This window comes from Cupriavidus sp. 8B, assembly GCF_054589115.1.
Window position 1 is genome coordinate 29,520 of sequence record NZ_BAAILO010000385.1, and the last position, 12,007, is coordinate 41,526.

The following is a 12,007-nucleotide window of genomic DNA, read 5'->3' on the forward strand; positions in this document are numbered from 1 at the left end:
CGGCGGGAAATGATGGTGCGGCGCCAACACGCTGCGCAAGGAGTCGGTGGCACCCAGACACCTGCGCTGGATCATGCGGGAGGGGATGGCCTTGCTGGCATGGGGTTATCGCCGGAGCACACGATCTCCACATGCGCCTGGCATGCAAGCTGCTCGCCATTCACGCCCATCGGGCCGGCCTGAAGGGGAGCGTGCTGGCCGATAGCAGGCCAGCGCTGCAGGCAGCCGTGAGCCGCGCCGTACAAGATGTGGCCAGGCAAAGGGAGGGCGGGCGTGGCGCGCAAGCGCCCGCCACGCCTGTGGATGCGGTCAAGCCCGCGCCGCCAGGCGCGCCTTGATCTTCTGGCCGAGCGGAAACTGGATGCTGCCATCCCTGTGGAAATCCACGTCCCGCACCCATTCCATTTTTCCCGTCGACAGGCGCCAGTAAAACAGGCGTGCGGATCCGTGATCCAGGTTCACCCGCACAGCGTTGAAGCTCTTTGGGTACTTCTCGTGGGTGTATAGCGCCCCGGCGGCGAAGCGGAAATTCGGATCCGCATCCAGTTGCCGCAGGGACGCGCCGTGCGGATCGTGCTCATGCCCGCGCAGCACGAAATCGAACGATCCCAGCTTTGCCCGTTGGTAAAGAATGTCGTCCCGGATAAACCAGTCCGACTCCGCGGGATGATGCAGCAGCAAGATGCGCAGATCCGCGCCGGCCAGCCCGTCGATGCTGGCGTCGATCTGCGGCACGCCAAGTATCAGGTTGTCGCGATCCCCGTCAGAGCTGCAGCGCCAGGCCGAGTTCATGCCTGCTACGCCAACCGTGATGCCGCTGTGCTGCCATTTGTCGGTGTAGAAGTACCCGTGATTGATGGCGGGCTGGCCCAGCGCCTGGCACTTGCCAAGGAAAACGAAATAGTTCTCCAGCCTGGCAAACACGCGATCGCGATCGTCCTTGCAGGCCGGGGAGGTGAGGTAGTCGATGATCGCCTCGTTGCCGGTGAGCCGGGATTTGGCGCTTTCCTCCTCCCGGATGAAGCGCTTGACGACGCCCCGGTCGACATCGTGATTGCCCGGGACAAACAGGAAGCGAGCCCGCTTGTTGGGTAGCTTGTCCCGCAATTGCGTGAAGAAATCAAAGGACTTGTCAAACTCCGCGGGCGTCCCGGTCTTGGATATGTCGCCGGTGACAAAGACGGCATCCGGCTTGAGATCGTCATCGTCAAGGACGGATTCGAGATCGTCCAGGAACGCCTTCTTCACGCGGTCCTGGCTGCCCGCATGGGCGTTCGCAGCGGTTTCAAAGTGCACGTCCGACAGATGGAGCCACGTGAACTCGCGCCCGTCGCGCCGGATCAGCACCTCGTGCTCGCTGAAGTGACCGGAGCGCACGCGAAAGCAGATGCGGAATTCCGACTCTTCCTGCTCGGCCAGCGCGGACGCGTTCGCCAGGGCCAGGATCCTGGCGGCGATCTTGCTGCTGCTCTTTAGCGATACCTTGGTGCATCCGTGCCGGATGCTGGTGATCTCGATGGCGCCAGGTTCAACGCCGAGTACCGCGTGAAGGCGCGCGAGAAAATCATCGCGCACCCCCATGAATACCTCGGGCTCCATATTGAGCACCAGCGTGATTTCGCTTTCGTGTTCGTCGCCGGGACTATCAGGAAGATGTGCCATCTGTCGCTCCAGGCGCCCCGCTCTTAATGCGATGAAGCGGAGTCATGTGACTTGCGGGGCAAATTGGCTCTATCTATGCACTACCTTGTCCTTATGTCCGTGCGGGAACGAACATAGGGGGCGGCTGTAGAACGGGGCGCAGATGCGGCTCCGGCGGCATGGCACCTACATCCCCTTGAACGCGTCCGCATAAAGCCGGCTGACGCCCAGCTTTTCCGGCCGGTCGCGCAAGGTCAGGGTGAGCTTGCCGCTGTCATCGCGCAGCGCGCTGGCAATGGCCGTGCAGCGCACGATGGTGCTGCGGTGGACCTGCCAGAAGCACGCCGGATCGATCCGCATCTGCAGCTCCCGCAGCGACATGCGAATCAGGTGCTCGCGCTGCGCGGTGACCACCCGCACATACTTGTCCGCGGCCTCGAAATACAGCACCTCGGCAATCGGCACCATCGTGATGGTATTGCCGGCGCTCGCCTGGATCACCTGCAACGGGCTGGCCGCCGGCGCGGCGAGCGGCTTGGGCATGCCGGCGCCAAGCAGCGCGCGCAGCTGGTCCATGGCGGCGTCCAGCGACGGCGAGGCCGCCTGCGGGGCCGCACGCTGCTGCAAGGTGGCTTGCAGGCGCGCGCAGGTTTTTGCCAGGCGCTCTGCCTGCACGGGCTTCAGCACATAGTCGACGGCCGCATGCTCGAACGCGTGCAGGGCGTATGTGTCGTAGGCCGTCACGAAGACGATGAGCGGGAACGGCCTGGCGGAGTCGGGCCAGTCCTCGGCCAGGGTTTGCGCTGCCTCCAGCCCGCTCATGCCGGGCATGCGGATGTCCAGGAACAGCAGGTCCGGCTGCAGCGCGAGCGCCTGGGCTACGGCAGCATCGCCGTCGCCTACGGTCGCGACGATGTCCAGCTCGGGCCACAGGCGGACCAGCTCCGCCTGGAGGTCCGCGGCCAGCAGCGCTTCATCTTCGGCGATCAGGGCAGTAGTTTGCATGGATGCGATAGAGGGCAGGGGGCGGCAGTGGGCCAGTCGGGCAGTTGTTCAGTTGGTCAGGATACGGGAAGGCGCAGGATGGCCAGCGTGCCGCCGTCGGCATCCCCGGCGGGCAGCAACTGGAAGCTCGCCGCGTTGCCATAGAGTTGGGCGAGCCGTTCACGCACCTGCGAGGTGCCAAAGCAATCCGAGCCGGGCGGCAGTTCGCTCAAGCCCGCGCCGGTATCGCGCACGCAGAGCACCAGTTCGCCGCCTTCGCGTCGCGCCGTCACCTTGATCCAGCCGCCCGATACGACGGGCTCCAGGCCGTGCTTGATGGCGTTCTCCACCAGCGGCTGCAGCAGCAGCGGCGGCACCGGCAAGCTGGCGAGCCCGGCGGGCAGGTCGAGCTCGATCTGCAGCCGCGCGCCCATGCGCACCTGCATCAACGCCAGATAGTCCGCGATGCGATCGAACTCACAAGACAGCGGATGCGAGCCGGAGCGCGAGGCCTGCAACGTGGCGCGCAAGAACGAGATCACCTGGTTCAGCATCACCTGCGCGCCCTGCGGATCCTGGCCGATCATCACGCGCAGGTTGCCCAGCGTGTTGAACAGCATGTGCGGCTCCAGTTGCGACTCCAGCAGCCGCAGCTGATTCTCCGCGGCGCTGCGCATGGCCGCCTGCGCGCGCGCCTCCGCCGCCGCCAGGCGGCCGCGTGCATAGTGGAAGTAGGAGATGGCGAATGCCAGCACCAGCACCACCGTCATGCTCAGCAGCAGGGCGCGCGGATTCTGCGCCAGATCCGCCGGCGCGCCATGGCCGCCGGTCAGCACGTCGCCGATCGCATGCCCGCCGAAGTAGCCCGCCACGCCCGACACGACAATCCACGGGGCCATCCACTTCCAGTCCGGCCAGCGCCGCTGCGTGGCGGGCGCGCCGGGAGTGGCCCCTGCTGAGTGATCCGGCAGCCAGCGCAGCAGTCCATAGCGGCCCACCTTTATCAGGAACTGGATCATCACCGTGATGCAGAGGGAATAGGCCAGGCTCGCGCCAAACGGCTCGCGGAACAAGATGGTGAAGAAGCCGGCGGCGCCGAACGCCACCGGCACGCCAATCCGCAGTTCGCGCCACAGCCAGGCCAGTTCCTTAGCGGGATAGCGCGTGATGCGCTGGGGCCGGATGTCAGCCACCGGCAACCCCCCGCGACATCTCGGCCTGAGGGCGCCGCGCGCGTAGTTCCGCCGTGGTATTGCCCTCGCCATGCGGCGTCCAGCCCGGCGGCATGAACAAGTACCCGAGGAGCGCGCGCAGGCTGCGCGCCCCGGCCAGGTCGCGCAACAGATGCACCCACTGCGTGAACTCGATCCGCAGCGGATTCGCGCTCTCGATCGGATGCACCAGGCCATACCGGCAGGGCAGGTCTTCGCGCTCTTTCACGTAGGTGCCAAACAAGCGATCGAACACCACCAGCACACCGCCATAGTTCGCATCCAGATACTCAAGGTTGGACGCGTGATGCACCCGGTGCGCCGATGGCGTATTGATGATCCCCTCCAGCCAGCCCAGCCGCGGAATCCACGTCGCATGTATCCAGAACTGATAGAGCAGGTTCAGCGACAACACGGCAAACACAATCCGCGGCTCGAAGCCAATCCACGCCAGCGGCGCGAAGAACAGCGCCGTGCCCGTCAGCTTGCCGAGAATCCCGATGCGAAACGCAGCCGACAGGTTCAGCTGGTTCGGCGAGTGGTGCACCGCGTGGTTGCTCCAGAACCATCGGACCCTGTGCGCCGCACGGTGATACCAGTAGTAGCACAACTCCTGCCCGATAAAGAGCAGCGGCAGCGCGATCCAGCCGCTGGGATGGATCGTCATCAAGCGGTGCTCGAAAGCCAGCCGCACCAGTGGCGCCGCGATCGACAGCGGCAAGGCAATCCCCACCGCAATGCGCGCCACCAGGTCCAGCGCCGACACCCCGAACGCCCGCCAGTCGTAGCGCTGGCGGCGCGACAAGATGATGGCCTCGATCAAGGCGAATGCCAGCACCGACGGGGCCGCGATAAACAGCTGAAACTTCTCGAGTGCGTTCATGACTGCAGGCCTGGACGTGGTTCGGGACAGCGGTTGCTGGCTTCAGTGGCGGCCTGAGTGATCAGCCCGGCACGCTGTTGGGCATTGCCTGCCGGGTCAGCCTCCAGGTGGCCAGGCTGCGTGACAGAAAGATACCGCTAACGGCACCGTAGATAAAGCCGATCGGCATCGCCACGCCACCATGCCACAGCAAGCCGGGGTTCACTGCCATGGCAACGTTTGCGGCAAAGCGGGTGATGAACAGGCAGAGGATCAACCCCAGCGGCACCCAGCTGCCGGGCACCATCAGGCGGCGATCCGCCTCCAGCCAGCGAATGCCGTTCCACGAGCCGATGGCGTTGGCCAGCGTCATGGCGGCAGCCACGCCGACTCCCCATCCAAGCAGCGCGAGCGGCTGCCGCGAGAAGGCCGAGATGACACCGCCCAGCGAGACCAGTGCCATGGCGATGGGCACTGCCGTGGCGCGGGCCGGCGTCATCCGCCTGGGGACGGTTTGCGAGAGGCCGAGCGCGATCAGGCCCGCGAGCAAGGCCCAGACCCGGAGGGGCGTGTGGTGGAGGATTCCGGTGAGCATGGTGGGCTTCCAGTCTTGTCAGGGGAAACGCGATGGTGCTCATGTTCGGCGCACACCTGCGCGGTGGGCAGGTCACTGCGATGAAACGCCGGATGGTGTCGCGAAGTGTAGGCGGTGCCGGGCGAGTCACCAACGCGTGGCTGCCAGCCGGGCGCGTGGCAGCCGGTGCCGGGTGTACCCAGCTTCGCTTTCGGGGGAGCGCCAATTGGCCTCTATCCAGGCTGAGGAAATCTGGCCATGTAGATATCCGCCAGGTATGACCCATCGGGCAGACGTATCCGCTTCTCGAAACGTCCCTCCTGAACAAAGCCAAAACGCGCATAGAGAATGCGAGCTCGCAGGGAATACCCGTATTGGAAGAACCAGCCAGCCGATCATAATCATGATAATTATGATCATAAATAGGCTGCAAGCGATGTCCAAGGATCCCAAGCCCAAAATATCGGGCACCAGGCGCGTGAAGCGCTCCGACCAGGTGGTCACCGACATCAAGCGCTGGATCGTCCAGACGCACCAGAAGGTGGGGGACAAGCTGCCGCAGGAGGCCGCGCTCATCGAGCAGATGGGCGTGGCGCGCGGGACCGTGCGCGAGGCGCTGGCCGCCTTGCAGGTGCAGGGCCTGGTCACCGTCAGCACCGGGCCCAACGGCGGCGCCACGCTGGCGCAGCCTTCGTACGACCGCTGCCTGGAAGCCGTCTCCAACTTCCTCTACTTCCAGCCGGTTGATATCGCCACGCTGTACGCCCTGCGGCGCGCGGTGGAGCCCGAACTGGCTGCCAACGTGGCACTGCGCCTGACCGACGCCGACCTGGCCGATCTCGATGCGCTGATCGGCCTGAGCCATCCGGCGCACGGCGGCAGCGCGGACTGGAACGAGCGGCGCGAAGCGGACCTGCTGTTTCACGACCGGCTGACCGATGCGTGCAGCAGCCCCATGCTGGCGCTGTTTTGCCGCCTGCTCAACGACATCATTCGCCGCGTGATCGTCGTGCGCAATGCGCAGGAGAGCTTTGACCGTTTCGACGACGAAATCATCCACAGCCACTCGGGCCTGATGGACGCCTTCCGCGCGCGCGATGCCGACCGTGCGCGCGCGCTCATGCAGGAGCATATGGAGCATGCCGAAGCCCTGGCCCATGAGGCCGAATCACGCGTCGACCGGGGAAGCCTGCTGATGCACCCGAGCGACTAACCCGCCGTCGCGCGGGCTTTGCCCGCCGGCACCCACCGTCCGCCTCGCCGAACTCCCGCTTTGCATGGGGGGCGGGATCCTTTTGCCCGAAATTCCTGGAGTCCCAACGTGAACACCCCCGAAACGCTGTGGCGCTGGAGCGCCGTCGACATCGCCGCCGCCGTGCGCAGCCGCGACATCTCGTGCCGCGAGGCCACCGCCAGCGTGCTTGCGCGCATCGCACAACTCAACCCGCGCATCAACGCGCTGGCAGAGGTACTGGCCGAGGAAGCGCTGGCGAGTGCCGATGCGGCCGACCAGCTGGTCGCGAGCGGCGCCCAGCTCGGCCCGCTGCACGGCGTGCCGGTCACCATCAAGATCAACGTGGACCAGGCAGGACACGCCACCACCAACGGCGTGATCCCGCAGAAAGACAACATCGCGCGCGAAGATGCGCCCGTGGTGGCGCACTGGCGCCATGCCGGCGCCATCATCGTCGGCCGCAGCAATACGGCCACCTACTCGTCGCGCTGGTTCACGGACAACGGCCTGCACGGCCGCACGCTCAACCCCTGGGATGCGGATATCACGCCCGGCGGCTCCAGTGGCGGCGCCGCTGCCGCGGTGGCTTGCGGCATGGGCGCGCTAGCCCATGGCAACGACATCGGCGGCTCCATCCGCTATCCGGCCTATGCGTGCGGCGTACCCGGTCTGCGGCCAACGGTAGGCCGCGTGCCCGCGTACAACCCCAGCGCAAGCGCCGAGCGCAGCATCACGCCGCAACTGATGTCAGTGCAGGGCGCCATGGCCCGCAGCATGGCCGACCTGCGGCTCGGCTATCACGCCATGGCCCGCTACGACGCGCGCGATCCAGCGTGGGTCCCGGCGCCGTTGGAGTTGCCGCCACCCGTGGGCCCGATCCGAGTGGCGCTCTTCAAGCATTGCCCGGGCATCCCCATCGATCCTGCGGTCAGCCAGGCGCTGGACAGTGCCGCGCAATGGCTACAGCAAGCCGGCTACGCGGTGGAAGAAGCCGCCTTGCCCGATTTCCTCGAAGCCGCGGCGCTATGGCGCACGCTGATCACCGACGACAGCCGCCGCAACATCATCGCGGGCGTGGAACACCACGGCGACGAAGCCATGCGGCGCAGCCAACGCAACATGATCGAGGGCATGGCGCCAACCAGCCGCGATGGCTTTCTCGATGCGCTGGCGCGGCGCCAGACACTGGCGCGCAACTGGTCGGTCTTCCTGCACGACTATCCGCTGGTGCTGATGCCGGTGTCATGGCAGCGCCCCTGCGCGCAAGACGCGGACATCGGCACGCTGGAACAAACACACGCGCTGCTCGATGCCCAGAGCCCACTGCTCGCCACAGCCATGCTCGGCATGCCGGGGCTCTCGGTACCCACAGGCATGGCCGGCGGCATCCCAGTTGGCGTGCAACTGATGGCCTGGCGCTTCAGGGAAGACCTGCTGCTGCAAGCAGGCCAGGTCATCGAAGACGCAGCGCACTTCACCCCATTCACCGCCCGGTAATCCCCCGCAAACAAACCAGGAGCAACGCATGAACGACCACAACCCTCTCGACGCCGTGCGCCTCTCGCGCCGGGCCATGCTGGCCGGTACCGCCGCCGTCCTGTGTACCGGCAGCGTGATCTCGCGCGCGGCCTGGGGCCAGACCGTCTCGCGCATCATCGTGCCGTTCCCGGCGGGCGGGCCGGCCGATTTCATGGGACGCTTGCTGGCGGAGAAACTCAAGGACGCGATGGGCCGCACCGTCATCGTCGACAACCGTCCCGGCGCCGGCACCCGCGTGGCGGCAGAAGTCCTGAAGAACGCGCCCGCCGACGGCAACGCCGTGCTGCTGGCGCCAGTGGATCCGATGTTCGTCGGCCCGCTGATCTACAACAACATGCGCTTCAATCCCGTCACCGATTTCAAGGCGATCACCGACGTGGCTGGCGTTCAGTTCGGGCTGGCGGTGAGTGCAAGCTCGCCGATCAAGACACTGGCCGATTTTGTCCAGGCGGCCAAGGCCCGGCCTTTCGAGCATTCCATTGGCATCAGCACGGTTGGTACGCTGCTCCACTTCCTGGCGGTGGAGTTCGTCGCACAGTCCCATACGGGCAGCACGCTGGTGCCCTACCGCGGGGGCGGACCCCTTGTCACGGACCTGATGGGCAACCAGATATCGGCCGGCATGGACGCAACCACCACTTTCATGGAATACCACCGCGCGGGCAAGCTCCGCGTGCTGGCGGTGGCCGGTGACAGGCGCGCCGACGCGCTGCCCAACGTGCCCACGTTTGCCGAATCCGGATTTCCAAACCTGGTGACCTCGTCGCGTTACCTGCTGTACGTGCGCGCGGGCACCGCGCCCGACGTGGCCGCGCAATGGTACGAGTCCGTGCGCAAGGTCCTGGCCATGCCGGATGTCCGGGAGAAGCTGGGGCGCACGGGGTATGACCTGTTGCCTGGTGCTGCGCCGGATGAGGTTGCCAGGTATGCGAACGCGCTTGCCGCGCGCTGGACGCCGGTGATCAAGGCTTCAGGGTTCAAGGGGGATTGAGGGGGGCGCCGATTCTCGACAAGCGGACGCGGCCCTCACGTTCGCTTGTTCAAGAAGCAACCTTCCCAAGAAAATCCCGCACAGCCCCGTTGAACAACGCCGGCCTCTGCAGCGGCGCGAAATGGCTCACCCCCGGCAGCAGGACCAACTCCGCCCCGGGGATGCTCCGCGCCAGGTATTCGGCATGTTCGCGTTTGATGAACTCATCATGCTCGCTCTGCACGATGGCTACCGGCACACGGATATCAGCCAGCGCGCGCGCGGGGTAGTTGGGCTGGGTCTTCATCATCTCGCTGACCGCGCCCACGAACGCAATGAACTCGTCCGGCGTGGCTGACAGCTGCGCATAGTCCATGGCGTGCCGGGCAAAGCATCGGTTGATGATCGCACCCGGCGCGATCTTCTTTGTGCCGCTGGGGTCCATGTTGCAGCCAAAGAAGAACACCCCCGCGATGCGCTCAGGGGCTGTCATGCCGAGGATCAAGGCGATGCAAGCACCGTCGCTCCAACCCACAATGGCGGCCTTATCAAGGTGCAAGGCGTCCATCACGGCCAGCACGTCGGACGCCATCAACTCATAGGTGAAGGGTCGTGCATCGCGCGTGCTGCGGCCATGTCCGCGGCTGTCAATGAGCACGGCGCGATGGCCGGCGCTGACCAGCGCCGGAACCTGATAGCCCCAATTGCCGCTATGGCCGAGACCCCCATGCAGCAGGATCACGGGCGTGCCGGCCCCGTACGTGGCGTACCAGATTCGGGCACCGTCATTGTCCACGTAACCAGCATCGCCGGTGGCCGGCAGCGGCGCGGCGCCGTGCGCCTCGAAGTGGGTAAGGTCGTCATCGAAGGATTCCATTTTGAAATGACTCCTGGTGCAAACATGCGGCCAACGACATGCGATTGAATGACGGCGACTACCGCGGGTCCCCGTTGCCATTTGCGAATTCTACCTAGCAGCAATCTATTGGCTCAGAAACGTACGCCGCCCATGAGATCAATGGCCCCACCTACGCGCACGCAAGCTGGTCTTTCGTCGCCAACGATTTCGTCTATAACTGTACGGTGGTACAAGTGGCACACCAATGCAAAGGAGACTTTCCATGGGCAAGCGCATTACCATCGACGTGGCCGACGGCAGCTTTGCCGCCTATCTGGCCACGCCATCCGCCAACGCACGCGGCACTGCCATTGTCGTGATCCAGGAGATCTTTGGCATCAACGCGGACATGCGGCAGACCTGCGACGACTTTGCCAGCCAGGGCTTCGTCGCCATCTGCCCCGACCTGTACTGGCGGCAAGAACCCAATGTGGAGCTGACCGACAAGACCGAGGCCGAATGGAAAAAGGCGCTGGCACTCTACACCGCGTTCGACGTTGACAAGGGCGTGGCAGACCTCGATGCCACCATCCGGGCCGCACGCAAAGAGCCGGGTGTGAGCGGCGGCGTAGGCACCGTCGGTTTTTGCCTCGGCGGGCTGCTGGCATTCCTGACTGCCGTGCGCACCAACGCAGATGCGGCGGTGTCTTACTACGGCGTTGGCATCGACAAGCACCTGGCCGAAGCCGGCAAGCTGTCAGTGCCGCTGCTGATGCACATCGCGGAAGAAGACGAGTTCGTGCCGCCGCAAGCGCGCGCAACAATCATGGAAGCCCTGCGCGACCGCCCCAGAGTAGAAATCCATACGTACCCCGGCTGCATGCACGCCTTCGCGCGCAACGATGGCGTGCACTACAACGCCGACGCAGCCAAGGCCGCCAATGCGCGGACGCTGGCTTTCTTTCAAGCGATGCAGTAACCCGGCAGGGCCCACTCCAACCCGCAAGGAGATCATTCCATGAGTACGATCACTACCCAGGACGGCACGCACATTTTCTACAAGGATTGGGGCACAGGCCAGCCCATCGTGTTCCATCACGGCTGGCCGCTCAGCGCGGACGACTGGGATGCACAGATGCTGTTCTTCCTGTCCAAGGGCTACCGGGTGATCGCACACGACCGCCGCGGCCATGGCCGCTCCACCCAGACGGCAACCGGCAATGAGATGGACACCTACGCCGCGGACGTAGCCGCGCTGGCTGCCCACCTGGACCTGAAGAACGCCGTGCACATCGGCCATTCCACGGGCGGCGGAGAAGTGGCGCGCTACGTGGCCAGGCACGGCGCCGGACGCGTAGCCAAGGCGGTGCTGATCGGCGCCGTGCCGCCGATCATGATCAAGAGCGCCAGCAATCCCGGCGGCTTGCCGTTAGAGGTGTTCGACGGCTTTCGCGCGCAGCTCGCCGCCAACCGGGCGCAGTTCTACAAGGACGTGCCGTTCCCCTTCTACGGTTACAACCGCGAAGGCGTAAAGCCATCCGAAGGCATCATGGAGAACTGGTGGCGCCAGGGAATGATGGGCGGGATCAAGGCGCACTACGATTGCATCAAGGCGTTCTCGGAAACGGACTTTACGGAAGACTTGAAGAAGATCGATGTGCCGGTGCTGATCCTGCATGGGGACGATGACCAGATCGTGCCGATTGCGGATTCGGCTTTGCTGTCTGCTGAGTTGGTGAGGAAGGGCACGCTTAAGGTTTATAAGGGGCTGCCGCATGGGATGTGTACTACCAATCCTGATTTGATCAATCAGGATTTGCTTGAGTTTATTCAGGGGTAGGGAGATGGCAAGGGGAATGCAGCAATTTCCGGCGTTCCCCTTGGCGATCGGGCTGCGCAAGCCGCTGATGTGCGAGATGTGTATGGTTTCTAGCCCCGCTGACGCGGGGGGTCTCTTGTGGTCGGGGTTTTGATGCTTCTAGCTGCTGTCGCGGCTGTACGGTGTTGGCCGTTTTAGAACGTGTGAGATGTCACTTTTCTTTACTCGTAAAGAAAAGTGGTTCATCCGACTTTCGTGTGGGTCAGCGCAGCCGGATGTAGGTTGAGACCACCGCAGTGGAAGTAGACGGCGATCTTGAAGTGGTCCGGATTGCG

At 64.9% G+C, this 12,007-nt stretch carries 11 protein-coding genes; 5 read left to right on the forward strand and 6 right to left on the reverse strand.

Annotation, left to right across the window (positions count from 1 at the left end):
* Window positions 1-309: 309 nt before the first annotated feature.
* From ACYP5B_RS37365 to ACYP5B_RS37385, 5 genes are all read right to left on the reverse strand, one after another.
* Entirely contained in the window at window positions 310-1,662 is a 1,353-nt protein-coding gene (locus ACYP5B_RS37365; RefSeq protein WP_459572921.1) for a metallophosphoesterase family protein, read from the reverse strand.
* Between the two features lie 165 nt (window positions 1,663-1,827).
* The gene (locus ACYP5B_RS37370) at window positions 1,828-2,646 is read right to left on the reverse strand and encodes a LytR/AlgR family response regulator transcription factor (RefSeq protein WP_318238220.1); all 819 of its coding nucleotides are present in this window, start codon (window positions 2,644-2,646) and stop codon (window positions 1,828-1,830) included.
* A 56-nt stretch (window positions 2,647-2,702) separates the two neighbouring features.
* Complete coding sequence (locus ACYP5B_RS37375; RefSeq protein ID WP_459572922.1) at window positions 2,703-3,818, reverse strand: sensor histidine kinase; 1,116 nt, start codon at window positions 3,816-3,818, stop codon at window positions 2,703-2,705.
* A complete protein-coding gene (locus ACYP5B_RS37380; RefSeq protein WP_459572923.1) occupies window positions 3,811-4,719 on the reverse strand; it encodes a sterol desaturase family protein in 909 nt (302 codons plus the stop codon). The genes ACYP5B_RS37375 and ACYP5B_RS37380 overlap by 8 nt, the downstream gene beginning before the upstream one ends.
* A 61-nt stretch (window positions 4,720-4,780) precedes the next feature.
* Window positions 4,781-5,293, reverse strand: coding sequence for a DUF6622 family protein (locus tag ACYP5B_RS37385; RefSeq protein ID WP_459572924.1), 513 nt, complete (start codon window positions 5,291-5,293; stop codon window positions 4,781-4,783).
* 415 nt (window positions 5,294-5,708) lie between these two features.
* Here ACYP5B_RS37385 and ACYP5B_RS37390 point away from each other — a divergent pair, with 415 nt between their 5' ends.
* The 3 genes from ACYP5B_RS37390 to ACYP5B_RS37400 all read left to right on the forward strand — a co-directional run bounded on the left by ACYP5B_RS37390 (window position 5,709) and on the right by ACYP5B_RS37400 (window position 9,036).
* Window positions 5,709-6,485, forward strand: a complete 777-nt coding sequence (locus ACYP5B_RS37390; protein WP_459572925.1) for a FadR/GntR family transcriptional regulator — start codon at window positions 5,709-5,711, stop codon at window positions 6,483-6,485.
* A gap of 108 nt (window positions 6,486-6,593) precedes the next feature.
* Window positions 6,594-8,003 carry an amidase family protein gene (locus ACYP5B_RS37395; protein ID WP_459572926.1) on the forward strand — a complete coding sequence of 470 codons (1,410 nt, stop codon included), beginning with the start codon at window positions 6,594-6,596 and terminating at the stop codon, window positions 8,001-8,003.
* 28 nt (window positions 8,004-8,031) lie between these two features.
* On the forward strand, window positions 8,032-9,036 hold the full coding sequence (locus tag ACYP5B_RS37400; RefSeq protein ID WP_459572927.1) for a Bug family tripartite tricarboxylate transporter substrate binding protein: 1,005 nt from the start codon (window positions 8,032-8,034) through the stop codon (window positions 9,034-9,036).
* 49 nt (window positions 9,037-9,085) lie between these two features.
* Here ACYP5B_RS37400 and ACYP5B_RS37405 read toward each other — a convergent pair whose 3' ends face one another.
* Window positions 9,086-9,892 carry an alpha/beta fold hydrolase gene (locus ACYP5B_RS37405; RefSeq protein ID WP_459572928.1) on the reverse strand — a complete coding sequence of 269 codons (807 nt, stop codon included), beginning with the start codon at window positions 9,890-9,892 and terminating at the stop codon, window positions 9,086-9,088.
* 244 nt (window positions 9,893-10,136) lie between these two features.
* Here ACYP5B_RS37405 and ACYP5B_RS37410 point away from each other — a divergent pair, with 244 nt between their 5' ends.
* Together ACYP5B_RS37410 and ACYP5B_RS37415 are read left to right on the forward strand one after the other, a co-directional pair.
* Window positions 10,137-10,832: a dienelactone hydrolase family protein gene (locus tag ACYP5B_RS37410; RefSeq protein WP_459572929.1), complete on the forward strand. Its 696-nt coding sequence runs from the start codon at window positions 10,137-10,139 to the stop codon at window positions 10,830-10,832.
* A gap of 39 nt (window positions 10,833-10,871) precedes the next feature.
* The gene (locus ACYP5B_RS37415) at window positions 10,872-11,693 is read left to right on the forward strand and encodes an alpha/beta fold hydrolase (RefSeq protein WP_459572930.1); all 822 of its coding nucleotides are present in this window, start codon (window positions 10,872-10,874) and stop codon (window positions 11,691-11,693) included.
* Window positions 11,694-12,007 lie beyond the last annotated feature (314 nt).